This is a genomic window from Ensifer sp. R-19, from assembly GCF_049905105.1.
GTDB lineage: Bacteria > Pseudomonadota > Alphaproteobacteria > Rhizobiales > Rhizobiaceae > Ensifer.
Map to the genome: position 1 here is coordinate 1,858,604 of NZ_CP184569.1, position 20,209 is coordinate 1,878,812.

A 20,209-nucleotide genomic window follows, 5' to 3' on the forward strand; every position below is an offset into this window, starting at 1 on the left:
TATTTCAATGCGTTAGATCATTTCATTCAATGAACGATCAGACGAGCGCAGCAATCGCAGCGCGCACCGCCGCCTCGTCCATGTCGTGCAGGCCGATGACGACGAGGCGCGTGCCGCGCTTTTCGCCGGCCGCCCAGGCCCGGTCGTAATACTGGTCGATGCGGGCACCGACGGCCTGGATCAGCAGGCGCATCGGCTTGCCGGGCACATCGGCAAAACCCTTGAGGCGCAGCACGTCGTGCTCGGCGATGACGCCCTTGAGGCGATCGATGAAGGCGGCCGGATCGGCGATGGCGCCGAGCTCGACGACGAAGCTGTCGAACTCGTCATGGTCGTGCTCCTCGCCCGCTTCATGCTCCATCTCGTGGTGCGACTTGCGGTTGGCGATATCGCTTTCGGTGCCGACGCCGAGGCCGAGCAGGATGGCGGCGGCCACCTCGCCGTTCTTCGCCTCGATCATGGTCGGCTTGCGGCTGGTGCGCGAGGAAACCTCGTCGCGTACCGCCTTGAGGCCGGACGCGTCGATCAGATCGGTCTTGTTGAGCACGATCAGGTCGGCAGCGGTCAGCTGATCCTCGAACAGTTCCTCGATCGGGCTTTCATGGTCGAGATTGTCGTCCTCGACGCGCAGCGCATCGACCTTGTCATGGTCGTCGGCAAAGCGGCCGGCGGCAACGGCAGCGCTGTCGACCACGGTGACGACGCCATCGACGGTGACTTCACTGCGGATATCCGGCCAGTTGAAGGCGGCGATCAGCGGCTGCGGCAAAGCCAGGCCCGAGGTCTCGATGATGATATGGTCCGGGCGGTTTTCGCGCTCGAGCAGCTTGGTCATGGTCGGGATGAAATCATCGGCCACGGTGCAGCAGATGCAGCCATTGGTAAGTTCGATGATGTCGTCCTCGCTGCAGGCCTCCGCACCGCAGCCCTTCAAGACGTCGCCGTCGACGCCGAGATCGCCGAACTCGTTGATGATCAGCGCGATGCGTTTGCCGTCGGCGTTCTGCAGCAGATTGCGGATCATCGTCGTCTTGCCGGCGCCGAGGAAGCCGGTGATGACGGTCGCCGGGATCTTGCCGTGGCTGGTTCTCGCAGTGGTCATTATTCAACCCTTCATTTTCAGCGGCAAACCGGCCGCGACAAAGTAAACTTCAGCGGATTTCTCCGCAACGATCTGGTGAAGCCGGCCGGCATGGTCGCGAAACTCGCGGGCCATGCGGTTCTCGGGCACAATGCCGAGGCCGACTTCGTTGGAAACGAACACGAGGCGCGCCTGCGCCTGCGGCAGGTAGGCAACAAGCGAGGCGAACTCCGCCTCGATGTCGCGCTCTTCGAGCATGAGATTGGTGACCCACAGCGTCAGGCAGTCGATCAAAACGACATGGGTGGGGTCGTCGATGCGCCGCAGAATGCCGACGAGATCGACCGGCTCCTCATGCGTCGTCCAGCCTTCGCCACGGCGCGTCCTGTGATGATCGATGCGCGCACGCATTTCGTCGTCCCAGGCGCGGCCGGTGGCGACATAATGTTTGGTAAGGCCGGACGTTCCGACGAGCTTCTCGGAAAAGCTGGACTTGCCGGAACGGGCGCCGCCGAGGACCAGGACCGGTCCGGCGCTGGGATTGCTCATCGTGACCGCGCCAAGGTCAGCGGCAGATGGCAACAGCCGTGCGACGCGCCGGCGGCGCGTTCGGGAAAGTATCTGAGAGCCAAAACAACCTCCGTGATGGCGTTGGAGACGACACGTCTCCTCGGGCGGAATGCCCATGTCGGGTGGCAGGTCTCCTGGCTCACGGCGTCACGGGCCCCACATCGCCTCGCCCCGAATGGACGAGGTTCCGATGTGAGGACCCGAGCGGCCCGCCTCACCTTCCCGGCGCTTTCCAGTGCCACAGCGAACCTTTGCGCGTCGTCTCCGACGCATGGGTGCTGTGGGCGACATCATGAAAGGCGGACGATTCGTAGAAGAAGAGGCGTCCAACCCGGCTGATCACGATGCCACGCCAGTGGCTTTTCCGGCTCGATTCCGCACTGCCTCGATTGCCCCATGCAACCGGCTGGCAGCTCTGAATTTGAGCCCGATGGCGAACCCTGACCGTTCTACAGTCGCGGGGTCGGCTGCGATAAGGATGCCCGGTTTGGGTCCATCCGTCACATTCCCAATTATTCCCCCCAATCGCCACGACAAGGGGGAACCATCCAACATCCGATGATTAGGAAGCGGGCGCCGCAAAGTCAATCGACGCTTGCGACACCTCCCCGGCCGACTTGCGTCGCGCGACGATTTGTCGAGCGCGAAGCCGCACCGGACATGAGGCGAATGGCAGATCGCGAACGAACATATTTTAGCAATTACAGATGTTGCGTTAAACTGCAGCGCCGCGCGTCCTATGGACGTGCAAAGGTCGCTGAAACATCCTGCAACCGACCCGAGGGGCTTCGTTTATCCGGTAGGCACATGGAACGCAGGCTCGCCGCCGTGATGATTGCCGACGTTTGCGGCTATGGGCTGCTTACCCAGGCCGACGAGGAGGGTACCTGCGCCCGCTTTCAGGCCGACCTGCACGAACTATTCGAACAAAGCATCGAGACGCATCGCGGCCGGCTGATCAAGACCATGGGCGACGGCCTGCTGGTCGAGTTCCACAGCGTCGTCGAGGCAGTCCGATGTGCGGTCGAGGTGCAGCGCGCCAAATCTGATAGTCGCGGTGTGGACGCGGGGCGGCTGCAATTCCGCATCGGCATCAATCTTGGCGACGTGATCGTCGAGGGCGACGACATCCACGGCGATGGCGTCATCATCGCCGAGCGCCTGCAGGGCCTGGCCGAACCGGGCGGCATCGTCATCTCGGGCACCGCCTACGACCAGGTCGAGAAGCACCTCGATGTCGGTTTCGTCTTTCTCGGCGAGCAGCGTCTGAAACACGTCGAAAAACCGGTTCGGACCTACCGTCTCTGGCTGGACGAAGCCCACGCCCGCAAGCCGAAGGCCAAAGCGCACCGCGGGAGACGCTGGGCCGCGCTGGCCGCGGCATCTGCCCTTGCATTCGCAGCCGCCGTCGGTGCCGCCTGGTGGCGCCCGTGGCAGCCGCCTGCCGACATCCGTCCGGCTCAGGCCGTGGACTTCAGCCAGGCAGACAAGCCCTCGATCGCCGTGCTTCCCTTTGCCAATGTCAGCGATGACCCCAAGCAGGAATTCTTCGCCAATGGCATGACCGACGGCCTTGTCACCGAACTGGCCCAGATCTCCGGCCTGTTCGTCATCGCGCGCAACTCGACCTTCACCTACAAGGGGAGATCGGTGACAGCCAGGCAGGTGTCGGAAGAGCTCGGTGTCCGATATGTGCTTGAAGGCAGCGTCCAGCGTGCCGGAGAGCAGCTTCGCATCAATGCGCAGCTCATAGATTCCCTTGATGGCGGGCACGTCTGGGCCGGAAAGTTCGACGGATCGCTCACCGATGCCTTTGCGCTGCAGGACGAAGTGATGCGCGGCATTGCCGAAGCGCTTGCGTTGCGGCTGGACCCTGACCAGCAGATGGCCTTCGGGCGCAAGGAAACGGCCGTGCCAGCGGCCTTCGATGCGTTCCTGCGCGGCTGGGAGCATCACCGGCGCACCACGCCCGAAGACTTCGCGAAGGCCCTGCCCTACTTCGACCAGGCGATTGCGCTCGATCCCGCCTATGGACGTGCCTATGCCGCCGCAGCCATGGCCTATGCGCGCATTTACCTGTGGCGCTGGCACTATCAGCTGGGCATCACGCGCTTCGAGGCGCGAGCCAAGGCGCGGCAGTTTCTGCGGATGGCGCAGAAACATAAGACGGCACTCGCCTATCAGGCAGCGGCCCTCCTTGCCGAAGTGGACTGGCGGCATGCCGACGCGCTCGCAGACCTCAAGGAAGCGATCGCGCTGGAACCCGGCGACTCCTGGAGCTACGCATTGACGGCCTTCGTCCTGACATCCGCCGGCCGGCCGGCGGAGGCTCTGCCCTATATCCGCACGGCGATCCGCCTCGATCCGCACTCCCCGTCCTTCTTCCTGTACGTCCTCGGCCTGACGCAGTTCAGCCTGGAGGATTTCGAAGCGGCAGCGGCAGCGGCGAAAAGCAGTATCGCACTCAACCCCCAGGATGACGGTCCTTTCCTTCTCCTTGCCTCTGCCGCCGGACATCTCGGTCACCGCGCGGAGGCTGAGGCGGCAGTCGCCCGCTACGACGCGCTTCGCATCAGCCGTGGCGGAACGCCCGTCTGCATTTCAGAGCGCCCGCCGCTGGACCTGGCGCAGCCGCATGCCAGCGAGAAGCTCTATCAGGGACTGCGCCTGGCGGGCGTGCCTGAGACCCTGATGAACACCGACGTCAGCATTCGCGACAGGCTGCCAGCCGATGAGCTCCGTTCGTTGTTCTTCGGGCACCGGTTGCGTGGACGCATGCTGGATTCGGGCGAGGAACATGAAGCTGTCGTTTCGCCCGAGGGCATCGCCACCTTGACGGGAGACTGGGCTTCGCTCGGCGCCGGCAGGATGAGCAACGTCGAGGTCCGGTTCGAGAAGGACGAGGTTTGTTTCCTGTGGCTGAAAACGACGAACCTTTGTGGGATGGTCTCGCGGAACCCCGGAGGACTGAGCGCCCGAGAAAACGAGTTCATCTGGTACCACGGCGACAGAGCCTTCACCTTCTCGCAGGTGCGCTAGCCACGGCAGAAGCGACGCAGGCGCCAAACCGGTTGCGGCCCTAGTGCGTCACCCGCTCCAGCACGCTGAACTGGAAGGCCTGCGTCGAGTTCCACGGCGTCGTGTGCTGGTGCATGATATGCTCGACAAGCCGGAAGGACGGTCCGATCACTTCGGCCAGCGCCGCCGGGTCGTAACGCGCCACGGGCAGACCGCTGCAGCGCTCCGGACCATCGGGCGCGAAGGTGGCGATAACGGCGTGTCCGCCCGGAACGACGGCCGCCGTCAGGCGTTCGATATAGGCCGCCCGGTCGTCCGGATTGGTCAGGAAATGAAAGGCGGCGCGGTCGTGCCAGATGTCGTAGGTCCGATCCGGCCGCCACGCGGTCACATCGGCCGCAACCCAGTGGACCGCGTCGGCCCGCAGCCCGAGCCTTGCCCTGGCGGCATCGAGCGCCGCCGGCGACAGATCGAGCACCGTAACTGATTTCATGCCCTCGTCGAGCAGCGCATCCACCAGCCGCGAGGCGCCGCCGCCGACATCGATCAGCGACGCGGTGGCGATCGTCACGTGCCTGCGGATGAGATCGAGCGAAACGGCGGGCGCATCTTCGAACCAGCTGACCCCCGCTTCGCCTTTCGATTGATAGGCTTTGTCCCAATGGGCTCGTCTGGTTTCGTCCTGCATTGCAACACCTGTCTCCGAGCGCGCGGCCGTAGTTGAGCGCTCCTTTCTTCCCAGTGAATTCTACAGCGGAACGGTGGAAGATGCTGGGGTTTGAGGCTGGTCCCTTCTGTCGCCCGGATCCCGACGATCTCCGCTGACGCCCCCTTCTTCGGCTATCTGCCAAGCAGCCCGTCCAGCCAGCGCCGGTCGAGTACCGCCTCCAGCTCGCCGGCGACATCGTCAAGCGCCGCGTCCACCGACTGGCGGTAGTTGCTCGCCCCGCCTTCGATGCCGAAACTCTGCAAAAGTGCTGTGCGATAGGCGTCGCTCGTGAACAGCCCGTGCAGATAGGTGCCCATCACCCGGCCGTCGGCAGAAAGCGCGCCATCCGCACGGTTGTCGATGCGCACCGAAGGCCGGTCGCAATCGGCCCCTTGCGTCTTGCCCAGGTGGATCTCGTAGCCCTCAAGCGCCACGTCATGCTCCAGCGACCAGGCGCGGCTGTTGCGCACCGTCTTTTCCGGCGCCATCTCGGTCTCGACGTCGAGAAGCCCGAGGCCCTCGACGGCGCGCTCGCCGCCTTCGATACCGAGAGGATCGGTCACGCGCCGGCCGAGCATCTGGTAGCCGCCGCAAATGCCGATGACACGGCCGCCGCGGCGCACATGGCGCTCGAGATCGCGATCCCAGCCTTGCACCTGAAAATCGATGAGGTCGCCGATGGTCGATTTCGACCCGGGGATGACGACGAGGCCGGCATCGGCGGGGATCGGGTTGCCCGGCCGGACGAAGACGAGATCGACCTCCGGCTCGGCGGCCAGCGGATCGAGGTCATCGAAATTGGCGATTCGCGACAGCACCGGCACGGCAACCTTCAGCGCCCGTCCCTCGCCGCGCGCTAGTTTCTCCAGCACGACCGAATCTTCTGCCGGCAGCCTGGCTGCTGCCTTCAGCCATGGCACGACGCCAAAACAAGGCCAGCCGGTGAAGCGGTTCACCGCAGCGATGCCGTCGTCAAACAGCGTGACGTCGCCGCGAAACTTGTTGATGAGGTAGCCGGTCACCATGCGCCGGTCCTCATCCGAAAGGATCGCATGGGTGCCGACGAGCGAGGCGATCACCCCGCCGCGGTCGATATCGCCCACGAGCACGACCGGCACGTCGGCGCGTGTCGCAAAGCCCATATTGGCGATGTCGCCGGCGCGCAGGTTGATCTCGGCCGGCGAGCCTGCGCCCTCCACGACCACGAGATCGGCGCCGACCGAGATCTGTTCGAAGCTTTCCAGCACGGCGCCAAGCAGCTTCGGTTTCAGCGCCTGGTACTCCCGGCCCTTGGCCTGCCCCGTCACCTTGCCCTGCACGACGATCTGGCTGCCGACGTCGGACTGCGGCTTCAAAAGCACGGGATTCATGTGCACGGACGACGGCACGCGCGCGGCCAGCGCCTGCAGCCATTGCGCCCGGCCGATCTCGCCGCCGTCGTCGGAAACGGCGGCGTTGTTCGACATGTTCTGCGGCTTGAACGGCCGGACCTTTAAGCCCCGATTGGCGGCGAGCCGACAGAGCCCCGCCACCAGTACCGATTTTCCGACATCCGAGCCGGTTCCCTGCAACATGATCCTGCGTGTCATGCGGCCATCGGTAACACTGAAACGGTCAGCGGCAAAGGTCTGTTTCGACACGATTTCGCCGCAATCGAGCGAGGCTTCTCACGCATTGTTTCGGCCTTTCGCAAGGCTTGTCGAAAATGCCGCAGCCGGTAGCCAAATTGCGACATCGCATGGCGAGTTTGGCATTCATTCCATTGCAGCGCACACCTATATCAGCGGCATAGCAACACGCTCCGGGGGATAGGCCTCCGGCCTCTCAAGGTTTACGTCCATGCTGTACATCTTCAGCAAGCCCAACTTCGTCCAGATCGCCTGGAACTCCAAGGTTCCGACCAGCCAGTCACGCGTGCGCAACCTCGTTGTCGACGCGCCCTTCGGTCCGCTCGGCTTCATCCGTACGTCGAACGTCGGCTAGGTCCGCGATCGGGGCGCAGATGCCCCTTCGAGCTCTCCTCCCAGAGCCTCCTCCACCGCCCCATCCGGGGCGGTTTTTTTATGTCCGACGCTGGTGCTGAAATGCGAAGGCCGCATCAACCTCGAGAAGAGGGATGCGGCCGCCCAAAAAACGCCTGGTCACTTCGGGGTAACGCACCGAAGGTTCGCTTGAAATCCGGGACGCACTACCTGATCCGGACCCGCGGCAGTCCCCCGCCGCGAGAAGAACAATTAGCTGGACATCGTTACCGGATGGTTATTGAGGATTTAACCAAAGATGAATTCCGGCTTTTTTTGAATTTTTTTCGCGACATGCGCGACAATCGCCGTGACGCAATCACGACAGGAAACGTCAGGATCTCGACAGGGATTCGAACGATGTGGCGCATAGCGCCATTTTTTGCGGCAGGAATTGTCGGTATTGCTTAAATTCGGCCTTTCTCATGCTCAAAAAGCGCCCGCCAGCGATGTCGCAGACAGAACGCGCAAAGAGCGGCGGCAACCCGACGTTCCGATTGAAGAGGTTGATTTCTCAACGAGAATACTTAGGCTTGGCTGGCGGTATAAGAGGAGATTGGCTGGCGACAGGGTTCCGCGGCCAGGGCTGAAAACGAACTCCCGCACCGTCCGCAGCAAGGGTGAACCTTGGCTTGATTTGATGCCGAACCCCAGGCTGCATGATTGCTCCGGGTGACGGAGGATGCTCGGCATCCGCCGTAGGTTCCCGTTTGGATATTGGCTGCAAATAAAGACTGGGAGGTCTTGCAACATGAAGAAACTCCTCGCTTCCACCATTCTCGCCGCGGGCCTCTACGCTCTGGCGGGTTCCGCACAGGCTGCGGAATGCGGTGAAGTCAGCATTGCCGAAATGAACTGGGCTTCCGCCGGCGTCGCCGCCCAGGTGGACAAGTTCATTCTCGAAAACGGTTACGGCTGCACCGTGACGCTGGTCACCGGCGACACCATGCCGACCTTCGCTTCCATGAACGAAAAGTCGCAACCCGACATGGCGCCGGAACTCTGGGTCAACGCCGTGCGCACGCCGCTCGACGCTGCGATCAAGGAAGGCCGGCTGATCGAAGCGGCCAAGATCTTGAGCGAAGGCGGCATCGAGGGCTGGTGGATCCCGAAATTCCTCGCAGACGCGCATCCTGACATCAAGACGGTGCAGGACGCCCTGAAGCATCCGGAACTCTTCCCGTCGCCGGAAGATTCGTCGAAGGCCGCCGTTCACAATTGCCCGTCGGGCTGGAACTGCCAGGTCTCGACCGCCAATCTCTATCGGGCGCTGGACGCGGAAAAGGCCGGCTTCCTGCTGGTCGATACCGGTTCGGCCGCCGGCCTTGACGGCTCGATCGCCAACGCCTTCGAAAAGAAAACCGGCTGGCTCGGCTACTACTGGGCGCCGACCGCCATTCTCGGCAAGTACGAAATGACCCGCCTCTCCTTCGGCGTCGACCACGACAAGGCCGACTGGGACGCCTGCACCGCCGTGCCGGACTGCCCGACACCGAAGGTCAACTCCTACCCGGTTTCCGACGTCTACACGGTCGTGACCAAGTCCTTCTCCGAGAAGGCCGGCGTCGCCATGGATTACGTCAAGGCGCGCAAGTGGGACAACGGCACCGTCAACAAGGTTCTCGCCTGGATGGACCAGAACCAGGGTACCAACGAGGATGGCGCCAAGCACTTCCTCGCCGAGTTCCCGGACATGTGGACCCAGTGGGTGAGCCCGGAAGTGGCCGAAAAGGTCAAGGCGGCACTCTGACACGACACAAGGGCAGGCGCGCCGTCCCTGACGGCCGCCTGTCCGTTCCGGTTGTGATGCCGGAACGGGGACAATGCAGCGCTCTCACGGGTTCCGTTCGAGCGCGCGTCGTTCCAGAGGCGGCGGAGCGAGGCCGTCCGCGTCGCAAACAGTAAAGCGGACGCCACATTTCGCTGACACAGTTCAAGAGCCGGGCCCAAAGAGGCCACCAGCAGTGTGCGCAGGCATCGACGCAAATCGATGCCGAGACGCAACCGGCGAGATAAAAGACTTCCGGCCAAGAAGGGGATACATATGGCATCCATCTGCAGTGTCTTGCCAGCTTTGCTCTGCAAGTTCCCTGCCATTGACGAAGGCACGATCCGGCTCGCTCGCAAGACCGTCGATGACGGCTTCAAGGGATTCGTGCGGTCCTATGGCGACATCATCGACAGGATGGTCGAGCCGCTTCAATGGTTCCTGAACTACCTCGAAAGCCTGTTCGTCGGCTCGCCCTGGATCCTGGTCCTGGTGCTCATGGTGGCGGTCGTCTATTTCGGCAGCCGCAACATCAACGTCACCATCGGGACGGCGCTGTCGATGATCGCCATCGGCCTTGTCGGGCTTTGGAACGACACGATGGTCACGCTTGCGATGGTCACCGTCTGCACGCTCATCTCGATCGTCATCGGCATTCCGATCGGCATTCTGATGGCGCGCTCGGACCGGGTGCAGGCCTTTATCAACCCGATCCTCGACGTCATGCAGACGATGCCGAGTTTCGTCTACCTGATCCCTGTCGTCATGGTCTTCGGCCTCGGCAAGGTGCCGGGCCTCATCGCGGTCGTCATCTACGCCGTGCCGCCGATGATCCGGCTGACCAATCTCGGCATTCGTCTCGTCGACAAGGAAGTGATGGAAGCGGCCGACGCCTTCGGCTCGTCGTCCTGGCAGAAACTGAAGAATGTGCAGATGCCGCTCGCCTTGCCGACCATCATGGCCGGCATCAACCAGACGATCATGATGTCGCTGGCGATGGTTGTCGTCGCTTCGATGATCGGCGTCGGCGGCCTCGGCAAGAACGTGCTGCAGGCGATCGCCAACCAGTTCTTCACCGTCGGCTTCCTCAACGGCTTTGCCCTTGTCGGCATAGCCATCATTTTCGACCGTACCAGCCAGGCCTTCGGCAAGCGGCTGCAAAAGCACTCGGAGGTTATCCATGGCTAGTCACGCGATCGAGGTGAAGAACCTCTACAAGATCTTCGGACCCCGCGGCGGCGACTTTGTCGACGCCGTCAAGAAAGGCTTGGGCAAGGCCGAGCTCAACGAGAAGCACGGCCACGTGCTCGGCCTGCAGGACATCAACATCTCCATGCCCGCCGGCGGCGTCATGGTGGTCATGGGTCTCTCCGGCTCCGGCAAGTCGACGCTGATCCGCCACATCAACCGGCTGATCGACCCGACCTCGGGCGAAGTGCTTTATGACGGTGTCGATGTCTGCAAGATGAACGACGACGCTCTCCGGGAATTCCGCCGCCACAAGACGGCGATGGTGTTCCAGAAATTCGCGTTGCTGCCACACCGTACCGTGCTCGACAACACCGTCTACGGCCTCGAAATCCAGGGCATCGAGCGCAAGGAGAGCGAGAAGCGTGCGCGCGGCTGGATCGAGCGCGTCGGCCTCAAGGGCTTCGAGAACCACTATCCGAACCAGCTTTCGGGCGGCATGCAGCAGCGCGTCGGCCTTGCCCGCGCGCTCACCAACGATGCCGATATCCTCTTGATGGACGAAGCCTATTCGGCGCTCGATCCGCTGATCCGCGTCGACATGCAGACCGTGCTTCTCGACCTGCAGAAGGAACTGAAGAAGACCGTCGTCTTCATCACCCACGACCTCGACGAGGCGCTGCGCCTCGGCGACAAGATCGCCATCCTGCGCGACGGACGCGTGGTGCAGCAGGGCACCGGCCAGGAGATCGTGCTTTCGCCGGCCGACGACTACATCACCGCTTTCGTCAAGGAAGTGAACCGTGGGCGGGTGATCAATGTCGAAACGATCATGCGCCCGCTCTCGGGCAATGCCGAAGGCGTACCGCTCGTGACCGGCACCGTGCTGGAATCGGCCGCCCGCATGATGACCGCTGCCCGAGTCACAAGCGCCCATGTGGTCGACGTCAACGGCCGCCCGATCGGTGCACTCGACCTTTCCACCGTCATCTCCGCCATGGTCACGCCAACGAGCCACGAGGATCGCGCGGCGGCTTGAAACGGGATGATCGGGGTCAGCCGCGCCAACTGACGAGGCGCCCCTCATCCGCCTGCCGGCACCTTCTCCCCGTTCTGACGGGGAGAAGGGACTCGCGGCAAGGCCGCATTCCCTAACCTGACAAGATCATCCAGCTCCCCAGCCAATGGCTGGCGGTTGGCGACCGGGCACGTCCCCTCGCTCCGCCTGCGGGGAGAGGGTTAGGGTGAGGGGCAGACTTTCTCGCCGATGATCAATCACAAGAACCGAAGATTCGGCTTAGAGGCGGATTGAACCTGTATCGGAAGGCGAGTCTGCCCCCCGACAATCGAAATCGAAACGCGTGTTAGTTCGTCGTGGTCGCTGCCGTTGCCGCTGCAGCCGGCTCGGCAACGCTGGCAGCACTCGCGTCTTCCTTCGGCGGCAGGAACTTGTCGAGCAGAGCGATCATGTCGTCGTCGCGCGCCTGTGCAGTCTTGCCGCCCATGACGACGGCGACGAGCCGGGTGCCGCCACGCTTGGCGGAGGTGACGAGGTTGTAGCCGGACGCGTCCGTATAGCCGGTCTTGATGCCGTCGACGCCTTCGTAGCGCTTCATCACGCCGTTATGGCCGCGCAGCTTCATGCCGCGAAACTCGATCGTCTTGTTGGCGAAGAGCTGGAACTCGGTCGGAAAGTCGCGCATCAGCGCGAGACCAAGCGTCGCCATGTCGCGCGCGGTCGTCACCTGGGCCGGATCCGGCAGACCGTTGGCGTTCTTGAACACGGTGTGGCTCATGCCGAGAGCCTTGGCCTTGCGGGTCATCATCTCGCCGAAGGCGGGCTCGTTGCCGGCAAGCGTCTCGCCGATCACGACGGCTGCGTCGTTGGCCGAAAGCACGACCATGCCCATGACCGCTTCGCGCACGGTGATCTGGCGGCCAGCGCCGACGGCAAGCTTGAACGGCTCAAGGCCGTTGGCGTGTTCGGAAACGGTCAACTTCTGGTCCCATTGCAGGGTGCCGTTCTTCAGCGCTTCGAAGGCGAGATAGATCGTCATCATCTTCGTCAGCGAGGCCGGAAAGTTCAGCTCGTCCGCATTGTCGGCTTCGAGAATCGAGCCGGTCTCGGCGTTGACGACAAAATGCGCCTGCCCGGCAGCGGCAAAGGAGGCGCTGCCAATGAGCAGGCTCACGGAGACCGCGGCGGACGCGCCCATACGGATAAGGGACTGCATATCGTGTTTTCTCGTTTCGACGCTATCGAACGACCTCGGGACGAAAATCGTGATCGAATTATGGAAGACATGCCGCTGAAAACGGCAGCGGCCGCGTTTTCCACGGCCGAGACATCCCCGCCTTTTTACGGGTAGGAGGCCGGCGCGGCAAGCACCTGCGGCAATCCGTCTGCAAATATCACATTCCCGGCGACCGAGGCACCAAGCCGTCGCCGCGGGCAGGACCATCTCGCGCTTCACCGAGGTTTAACCTGATTGCGCCAAGGTGACCGTCTCCCCTGCCCGGCCAGCCTCAACGGCGACACCGGCGTGGGTTCACAAACGAAGGCGTCGCCCGCGGCGCGGCAAACTTCCACCCGTTTCGGCAGGCCATGCACCCGAACTCAGCCACGGCAAACCTATCCACCGAACGTCAGCGGGTGCCGGCTGCCTTCGATGCCGGCCTGGCGGAGCTCGTCCACGGTCTTGCCGCGCTGCTCTCGGGCCTTGGCCTGTTCCTCATCGTCTTCACGCTGATCCCGTTTGAGGGTGCGGTAACCACGGACCCCAACGCCGCCAACGAAGGCAATATCATCAACCAGGTCGGCTACCTGGTGCTCGGCGCGGTCTATTTGTTCGCCATGCTGCTTACGGTCGACAGGCGGATATTGGCCCGCCTGGTCTCGCCGAGCTGGATCGCGATCTTCGCGATCGCCTATCTCTCCTGCCTGCAGTCCTATGACCCTGCGGCTTCCGCCCGCGGCCTGACGCTGAGCCTCATTGCGATGATCATGGTGGCGGGCGTGCTGGTGCTGCCGAGGAGCGAGCGAGATTTCGTCAATGCCGGCGCCAACGCCATCCTGCTTCTGATCCTGATCGACTATGCCGCGCTCTTCGTGGCGCCAGACCGCGCCATCCATTCGGCCCTCGGCGACGAACCCTGGCATGCGGGCTTCTGGCGCGGCCATCTGCTGCACAAGAACGTCTCGGCCCCGGTCTTTTCCATCCTCTGCATGTTCGGCATCTATTGCCTGCGTGCCGGTGCGCCGCTGCGCGGCTGGGCAATCACGCTTCTTGCGGCCAATTTCGTGCTTCATACCGGGTCGAAGACAACGATCGGCTTCCTGCCGATCGCGATCGGCCTCGTCTTTGCCGGGCGCGCCGTGCGCAGCCCCAGCCTGATGATCCTCGCCCACCTCGCCATGTCGGCTCTGATCTTCGGCCTGACCCTCGGCACCATCTATTCCGACACGCTGCTTTCGATCACCAAGGCCCTGATCGACGATCCGACATTTACCGGCCGCGACGACATCTGGAAATTCGCCAGTGCCAGCATCGCCGAGCGCCCGTGGCTCGGCCAGGGCTATGCGAGTTTCTGGCTATCGCCCGTGATCATGGGAATGGAAGCGAATTTCGAGGCGAGCTGGGACGTGCGCGGCATCGTTACCGGTCACAACAGCTATCTCGACGCGGTGCTGATGTTCGGCGCGCCGGGCGGCATTCTGATGACGGCCCTCCTCTTCGTCAAACCGCTCTTCGATTACATCCGCGCCTATCGTCGCCCGCAGGCGCGCATCTTCGCCGACTTCTGCGTTATGGTGGTCATCTTCATGACCTATAACGCCATGCTCGAAAGCTTCTTCCTCAATCGTGCCGACCCGATGTGGCTGCTGACCGCGCTTGCCGTCTTCGGGCTCGGGCTTGCCGGCCGCATGAGCATGCGCGCGGAAGCGCCAGCCTCCCGACGCTGAACGCTTGCCAAGACATAAAGATATCTTTATATCTTGTTGCAATCTCTTCTAGCCGGGAAAAACCGATGACCGCAGCATCCAATGTCCTCTCCGCCCTCATTGCCGAAAAAGGCATTCTTCTCGCAGACGGCGCCACCGGCACGTCGCTCTTCGCCATGGGGCTCGAGGCCGGCGAAGCGCCGGAACTCTGGAATGAGAGCAAGCCGGAGAACATCACCAAGCTGCACCAGGATTTCGTCGACGCCGGCGCCGACATCATCCTCACCAACACCTTCGGCGGCACCCGCCATCGCCTGAAGCTGCACCAGGCGGACGACCGCGTGCATGCGCTGAACAAGCGCGCCGCCGAGATCGCCCGCGCCGTTGCCGACAAGGCACCGCGCAAGGTCATCACGGCCGGCTCCGTCGGCCCGACCGGCGAACTGCTGATTCCGCTCGGCGCGCTTTCCTATGAGGACGCGGTTGTCGCCTTCATCGAGCAGATCGAAGGCCTGAAGGCCGGAGGCGCCGAAGTCGCCTGGATCGAAACCATGTCCTCGCCGGACGAAATCCGCGCCGCCGCCGAAGCAGCTGCCAAGGTGGGCCTGCCCTACGTCTATACCGGCTCCTTCGACACCGCCGGCAAGACGATGATGGGCCTGCATCCGAAGGATATCCACGGTGTCGTCAGCGATCTCGGCAACGGGCCCGTGGCCGTTGGCGCCAATTGCGGCGTCGGCGCTTCGGACATCCTTTCCTCGCTGCTCGACATGACCGAAGCCGCCCCTGAGGCGACCGTGATCGTCAAGGGCAATTGCGGCATTCCGGAATTCCGCGGCTCCGAGATCCACTATTCCGGCACGCCGCCGCTGATGGCCGAATATGTGCGGCTTGCGGCCGATGCCGGCGCCAAGATCATCGGCGGCTGCTGCGGCACCACCTGCGACCACCTCGCCGCCATGCGCGTGGCACTCGACGAGCACGTGCGCCGCGAGCGCCCGACGCTTGATCTGATCATCGAAAGGATCGGCCCCTTGCGCAACAAGACCGCCAACGAAACGGCAGCCGCGCCGGCCCGCGAGCGTCGCAGCCGCCGCGCCTGATCTGAGCGACAAGCCAAATCAAAAGCAAACGCCCCGGCATCGCACGATCCGGGGCGTTTGCTTTTGGAGATTGATGAACAGCGCCCGGTGGTGGCACACGCCGTTAAAGATCGGCGCTCCCGAAGAGCGGCAGAGTGCCCGGCTCACGCCAGGAAAGAGCATCGCGCTCCGCCGCCTGGATGAAGGAGCGGTAGAAGTCGAAGGCTCGGCCCATCTGGCGAGATCCTTGCTCGGAGAAATGCCCGAAGTCCTCGAAGAGCGAGACACCCTTGTCCTCGACCTTGCAGCTATCCGCATCGCAGAGATAGTTCATGAAGCTGACGACCGGATATTCGTCGGCGATATCGGCGACCACCTTGAGCACGTCCTGATCATATTTGCGCACGTCCTTCAGCGCCGGCTCGCAGCGCTGATCCGGTTCGCCGAGCAACCGTGCCCTGGCCACGCAGAGCCCCGTGTCGCGGCCGTCATGCGGCGTCGGCGCCACGAAGACGGCTTCGAAGCCGTTGGCCTTCAGCCAGGCGAGCGTCGTCCGCAGGCCATCACTGAGAAGGCTCACTTCCGACCGCATTTCCTTGCGGCCGTCGACGAGCACCGTCTCCTGCTGCAGATACTGGCTGAGCTGCGAGGACAGAACGACGTAGCGGATCGACCGGTTGGCGAGCAGAAAGCGGCGGACGTCGTCGTTGTAACGCGCGCAGTCCTGCGGCCAGTTGCGACCGAGCCGGGGAACGACGGGCGCCAGGTTCAGGAACGGCCCGCAATTGTTCTTGGCAAGCTGCACCAGCCGCACGTCCGGCTTCGAGGCGATGACGCCATCGACGAGATGGCGGGCAAAGGAATCGCCCCAGACCGCAACTTCCGGCTTCGGGCTGGTGGCGCATGCGAGATCGGCGACGGCGTCGCATTTCTTGCCGAGACCGACGCTCGGCTGTGTCAACTGCGCGAGCTCGCGGTTCCGGGCAACCAGTCCGTCCGAACCATCAAAGCCGAAGCCGAGTGCGATCGCCGCCGATCCGGCGGCAAGCGTTGCGCCGAAGACCGCGCCGCGCCCGAAGCGCTTGGGATTGCGGAAGGGCTGCTCGACAAAACGCCAGCTGAGATAGGCGAGCGCGAAACACAGCGCGATCAAGAGCGCATAGCCCTCGGCCGGGATCCCATCGATCGCCCTCAGCCGCGCGAAAGCGAACACCGGCTGGTGCCAGAGGTAAAGGCTGTAGCTGATGAGGCCGATCGCGACCAGCGGCTTCAGCGACAGCAGCCGGCCGACGGCGGTGTCGCCGTGCGCAAAGGCAAGAACCAGCGCCGTTCCGAGCACCACGGGCACCGTCGTAAAGCCGGGATAGAAGGCCGATTCCGGCACGAAGAGGTAGCTCGCGATGATCGCGGCCAGGCCGAGGCCCGAGAGCAGTTCGCGGCGGCCTTTTGCCAGATCGAGCCTCGCGGCGCCCATAAGCGCCAGGGCCGCACCGATGCCAAGCTCCCAGAAACGGCTGGGCAGAAGATAGAAATTCGCGGCCGGATCGACCCGCGCCAGGAGCTGCGTCATCGCAAAACTCAAGGCGACGAGTGCCAGCACGACCTTCAGCGTAGTTGCCGCAGACACACGGCGCAGCACAAGCAGGAGCAGCGGAAAGACGAGATAGAACTGCTCCTCGACCGCCAGCGACCAGGTGTGCAGCAGCGGCATCAGATCGGTGCTCGGCTCGAAATATCCCGTCTGATCCCAGAACAGGAAATTCGAGGCGAAGAAATTCACGGCATAGAGGCTCTTGCCAAAAGTGTTGAGCTCCTGCGGCAACATCCACAGAAGCGCGAAAGGGATCGAAACGGCACAAACCAGCAGGAGCGCAGGTGCAATTCGGCGGGCCCGCCGCTCGTAAAAGCGGACAATGCTGAAGCTTCCGTCGCGGATTTCGCGATGAATGATCGAGGTGATCAGAAAGCCGCTAATGACGAAGAAGACGTCGACGCCGGCAAAACCGCCGGCAACAAGGCCGAAACCGGCATGGAACAGGAGGACTGGCACCACGGCAAGCGCGCGCAGTCCATCGATTTCGGGTCTGTAATGCATCAGCAGGGGGAACACTCGGTGGCAGGGGCCGCTGGTTAACACGGCCCTAACGACAGGACCATTGCTGCCCGGTCTATATCCACATTCGCGCGATTTCTGGGCACAGGCCGCCAACCGGCGCCGCGGCGACCGAAGGCCGCCGCGGGAGCACACGAGATATCCTTCGGCTCGCGGGTGTCAGACCGATGCACGAAGCCCTGTGAGATGCCGGCGCCAGGCATCGAGCCCGGTCTCGATATCCTTGCGGCCGAAACCGACACGGAAGCGATCGGTTGCGACCGGAAGAAGATCCGAAACGAAGAGGCTCGAAGGAAGGAGCAAGACGCCCGACTCCTCCACGAGACGCCGGCAATGGGTCTCGACACCGTCGGCGCCGAGATAGCGGGCAAATCCGACGCAGCCTCCGTCAGGTGCCCGCCATTCGTAGAGATCGGGAAACTCGGCGAAGAAGGTACCGAGCTTTTCGAGATTGGCAGCGACCAGCGCCCGGTTGCGATCGAGGATAACAGCGCGGGCCTTGAGCGCGATCGTCGCCAGCACTTCCGACGGTCGCGAATTGCAGATCGACAGGTAGTGCTTCATCTTCTCCATGCGCTCGAGCAGCGCGTGGTCGCGACAGGCGATCCAGCCGATCCTGAGGCCCGGAAGCCCGTATGCCTTGGACATGACGTTCAGCGAGATGCCGCGCTCGAAGCACTCGGCCGCCTGCGGCAGCCGAAGCGAGGGATCGCGTTCCAGGCCGCGATAGACCTCGTCGCTGAAGAGATGGATGCCGCGCTCGGCGCAGAGCGCCACCAGAGCCCGGAACGTTGCCTGGTCGGCGATGGCACCGGTCGGGTTGTTGGGGAAGTTGATGCAGATCAGCCGGGTGTTCGGGCGCAACGCCGCCCTGACATCGGCGATATCGAGCCGCCAGTTGTTTTCCGGCCGGAGCGGCACGCCGGTGACGGCACCGGCGATCGTTACCGGCAAAGTTTCCATCGACTGGTAGTTCGGCACTGTCACGATAGCGTGGTCACCCGGCCCGAGCAGCGCCAGCATGGCGCAATAGAGCCCCTCCTCCGCGCCGGCGAAGCAGAGGATGTCTGCGGCCGAAAGCCCTTCATAGGTGGCAGCGATCGCCGCTCTCAACGCCGGCGCGCCATAGGTCTCGGTGTAGCCGAGCGTCACGCTGTCCCAGGCGGCGCGGTCCCCGTCGTCGGCAAGTGCGAGCAGATCGCTCATGCTTATCGTCTGGCTGTCGCTCGCCGTCATATGGTGGCGGGCATTGAACTCCCAGCGAGAGAAATGGGTTTCAAGCCGGAAATCGGGCAAGGTCGTCATGGAAGTCTCCTCCTCTCGGCGCCTGGTGGCGCGCGAAACGGTTGCAGATCAGGCAACTGCCGAGAGACGCGAAGCGGTCTCCGTCCGGAATTGCGCGTGTTTCAAATCAGGGTGCCTCGCCGCGTGCCGCAGCAAGATAATTGTAGATCGAGGCACGCGAGGCGCCGATGAGGCTTGCCAGGTGATCGACGGCATTGCGCGTCTGGAACAGCCCGCGCGCGTCGAGCGCGGCGACCAGCGCCACGCGATCGCTCCGCTTCAACGCCGAAAGTGCCAGCCCCCGCTCTTTCAGCCAGCCATGCAGCGTCGCATTGATCTCCTCGCGCCAATCGCGCGCAAAGAGCGCCTGTGGCCTCGGCTGCTCGGCGCCGGCGAAAGCCGAAAGCAGCTTCACCGCCGTATCGATCATCGACATGTCGAGATTGATGCAAAGCAGGCCGACCGCTTCGCCCGCCCCGTCACGCAGCACGGCGGAGATCGACTTGAAGCGGCGGCCATCCGTGCCGGTTTTTTCATAAGGACCGAGCACGGCGTCGGCGCTGCCGACCGCGGCGAATTCGTCTTCAATCAGCGAATCTTCGCCGACTGCGCGACCGGAGAAACAGTTCCAGATCCCCGCGATCGTACCCGTCCTGAGGTCATGCAGCACGACCTCTCCATGCGGATAGAGCAAGGCGCTGATCGCAGCGGCCGTCGGCGCATGCGTGGCGAGGATGGAGGCGAAGGCGGGTGCAATGGTCATGCCCGCTTATTTCTGAATTTGGATTTATTGTCAATATTGGACGATTTGCTCAGGAATGACATATGCGCTGCAGCTTGCGTACCGATAGCCGCTGGCCTATCCCCGATGACAGGAAGATTCGCTGCTCGCCTGTTCGTACCGGAAACGGACGAAAACATGCAGCAATTCAACGTGCTACAGCGACCCCATGCGCGCCTCACAAGACGCGCCGCGCGGTCGGAAACGCAGACGGGAGACTTACATGAACGCCGGCCCAGCCTCCTTTCCCGACCGGGATACGGTCGCCGAGAAGCTTGGGGCTTTCGCCGAAGCCGACCAGTCCTTCCTGCGCCTGCTGATGGGAAACCCCGAGCAGGACGAGCGTCTGATGGACGGCCTCTATCGCCACCTCGACCTCGCCTCGGAGGCCAAGTTCCTGAACTCGCTGAAACTGGAAAAGCTCGGCGAGTGGCTGGGCAACACCGCACCCGCCCGCCTGCAGATGCGCCTGATGGAAGCCGGCCGCTCCAGCCAGCACGCCGCCTACCAGGCGTTCAAGGCCGGGCTTTCGAAGGCCGGCGGCCTGGACCGCGCTTTTCCGAAGGCGTGAGCACGCGGCGCTGCCTCTCACCCCGCAAGCAGGGAGAGATATCGAGCGCGGCAGGCAATTGGTGCAGCGCGGCGCCTGCC

At 63.4% G+C, this 20,209-nt stretch carries 17 protein-coding genes and 1 riboswitch; of the genes, 9 read left to right on the forward strand and 8 right to left on the reverse strand.

All coding sequences use genetic code 11. The features are described from left to right. Positions 1-37: 37 nt before the first annotated feature. Positions 38-1,102 carry a cobalamin biosynthesis protein CobW gene (gene cobW / locus ACN9MO_RS09020; RefSeq protein ID WP_113133095.1) on the reverse strand — a complete coding sequence of 355 codons (1,065 nt, stop codon included), beginning with the start codon at positions 1,100-1,102 and terminating at the stop codon, positions 38-40. Between the two features lie 3 nt (positions 1,103-1,105). Further along, positions 1,106-1,630, reverse strand: a complete 525-nt coding sequence (cobU, locus tag ACN9MO_RS09025; protein WP_113133096.1) for a bifunctional adenosylcobinamide kinase/adenosylcobinamide-phosphate guanylyltransferase — start codon at positions 1,628-1,630, stop codon at positions 1,106-1,108. Between the two features lie 436 nt (positions 1,631-2,066). Continuing rightward, positions 2,067-2,215: riboswitch (cobalamin riboswitch) on the reverse strand. Positions 2,216-2,458: 243 nt separating this feature from the next. Between cobU and ACN9MO_RS09030 the strand changes: the two genes are divergently transcribed. Continuing rightward, positions 2,459-4,690 carry an adenylate/guanylate cyclase domain-containing protein gene (locus ACN9MO_RS09030; RefSeq protein WP_113133097.1) on the forward strand — a complete coding sequence of 744 codons (2,232 nt, stop codon included), beginning with the start codon at positions 2,459-2,461 and terminating at the stop codon, positions 4,688-4,690. 40 nt (positions 4,691-4,730) lie between these two features. On the opposite strand, the gene ACN9MO_RS09035 is transcribed toward ACN9MO_RS09030, so the two are convergent. Together ACN9MO_RS09035 and ACN9MO_RS09040 are read right to left on the reverse strand one after the other, a co-directional pair. Then, positions 4,731-5,357, reverse strand: coding sequence for a class I SAM-dependent methyltransferase (locus tag ACN9MO_RS09035; RefSeq protein ID WP_057254179.1), 627 nt, complete (start codon positions 5,355-5,357; stop codon positions 4,731-4,733). 152 nt (positions 5,358-5,509) lie between these two features. Then, a complete protein-coding gene (locus tag ACN9MO_RS09040) occupies positions 5,510-6,967 on the reverse strand; it encodes a cobyric acid synthase (protein WP_113133115.1) in 1,458 nt (485 codons plus the stop codon). Between the two features lie 250 nt (positions 6,968-7,217). Here ACN9MO_RS09040 and ACN9MO_RS09045 point away from each other — a divergent pair, with 250 nt between their 5' ends. From ACN9MO_RS09045 to ACN9MO_RS09065, 5 genes are all read left to right on the forward strand, one after another. Continuing rightward, a complete protein-coding gene (locus ACN9MO_RS09045) occupies positions 7,218-7,361 on the forward strand; it encodes a hypothetical protein (RefSeq protein ID WP_093234608.1) in 144 nt (47 codons plus the stop codon). 188 nt (positions 7,362-7,549) lie between these two features. Further along, the gene (locus tag ACN9MO_RS09050; RefSeq protein ID WP_143032967.1) at positions 7,550-7,810 is read left to right on the forward strand and encodes a hypothetical protein; all 261 of its coding nucleotides are present in this window, start codon (positions 7,550-7,552) and stop codon (positions 7,808-7,810) included. Between the two features lie 340 nt (positions 7,811-8,150). After that, positions 8,151-9,149 (forward strand): ABC transporter substrate-binding protein, encoded by a 999-nt coding sequence (locus tag ACN9MO_RS09055; RefSeq protein ID WP_057254177.1) that lies wholly within the window; start codon positions 8,151-8,153, stop codon positions 9,147-9,149. A 294-nt stretch (positions 9,150-9,443) separates the two neighbouring features. Then, entirely contained in the window at positions 9,444-10,355 is a 912-nt protein-coding gene (locus ACN9MO_RS09060) for an ABC transporter permease (protein ID WP_113133098.1), read from the forward strand. Beyond that, positions 10,348-11,394 (forward strand): quaternary amine ABC transporter ATP-binding protein, encoded by a 1,047-nt coding sequence (locus tag ACN9MO_RS09065; protein ID WP_057254173.1) that lies wholly within the window; start codon positions 10,348-10,350, stop codon positions 11,392-11,394. Before ACN9MO_RS09060 ends, ACN9MO_RS09065 begins: the two co-directional genes overlap by 8 nt. Positions 11,395-11,719: 325 nt before the next feature. Here ACN9MO_RS09065 and ACN9MO_RS09070 read toward each other — a convergent pair whose 3' ends face one another. Beyond that, positions 11,720-12,589, reverse strand: coding sequence for a D-alanyl-D-alanine carboxypeptidase family protein (locus ACN9MO_RS09070; protein WP_113133099.1), 870 nt, complete (start codon positions 12,587-12,589; stop codon positions 11,720-11,722). Positions 12,590-12,960: 371 nt separating this feature from the next. Here ACN9MO_RS09070 and ACN9MO_RS09075 point away from each other — a divergent pair, with 371 nt between their 5' ends. Continuing rightward, a complete protein-coding gene (locus ACN9MO_RS09075) occupies positions 12,961-14,319 on the forward strand; it encodes an O-antigen ligase family protein (RefSeq protein ID WP_113133100.1) in 1,359 nt (452 codons plus the stop codon). Between the two features lie 65 nt (positions 14,320-14,384). Beyond that, positions 14,385-15,401, forward strand: coding sequence for a betaine--homocysteine S-methyltransferase (gene bmt, locus ACN9MO_RS09080; protein WP_113133101.1), 1,017 nt, complete (start codon positions 14,385-14,387; stop codon positions 15,399-15,401). A 103-nt stretch (positions 15,402-15,504) separates the two neighbouring features. Here bmt and ACN9MO_RS09085 read toward each other — a convergent pair whose 3' ends face one another. The 3 genes from ACN9MO_RS09085 to ACN9MO_RS09095 form a co-directional block, all read right to left on the reverse strand. Next, the gene (locus tag ACN9MO_RS09085; RefSeq protein WP_113133102.1) at positions 15,505-17,475 is read right to left on the reverse strand and encodes an acyltransferase family protein; all 1,971 of its coding nucleotides are present in this window, start codon (positions 17,473-17,475) and stop codon (positions 15,505-15,507) included. A 177-nt stretch (positions 17,476-17,652) separates the two neighbouring features. Continuing rightward, positions 17,653-18,798 (reverse strand): aminotransferase class I/II-fold pyridoxal phosphate-dependent enzyme, encoded by a 1,146-nt coding sequence (locus ACN9MO_RS09090; protein WP_057254163.1) that lies wholly within the window; start codon positions 18,796-18,798, stop codon positions 17,653-17,655. Positions 18,799-18,904: 106 nt separating this feature from the next. Continuing rightward, positions 18,905-19,540, reverse strand: a complete 636-nt coding sequence (locus ACN9MO_RS09095; protein ID WP_112995569.1) for a PAS domain-containing protein — start codon at positions 19,538-19,540, stop codon at positions 18,905-18,907. 241 nt (positions 19,541-19,781) lie between these two features. Between ACN9MO_RS09095 and ACN9MO_RS09100 the strand changes: the two genes are divergently transcribed. After that, positions 19,782-20,129, forward strand: a complete 348-nt coding sequence (locus tag ACN9MO_RS09100; protein WP_113133103.1) for a hypothetical protein — start codon at positions 19,782-19,784, stop codon at positions 20,127-20,129. The last annotated feature ends 80 nt before the right edge of the window (positions 20,130-20,209 follow it).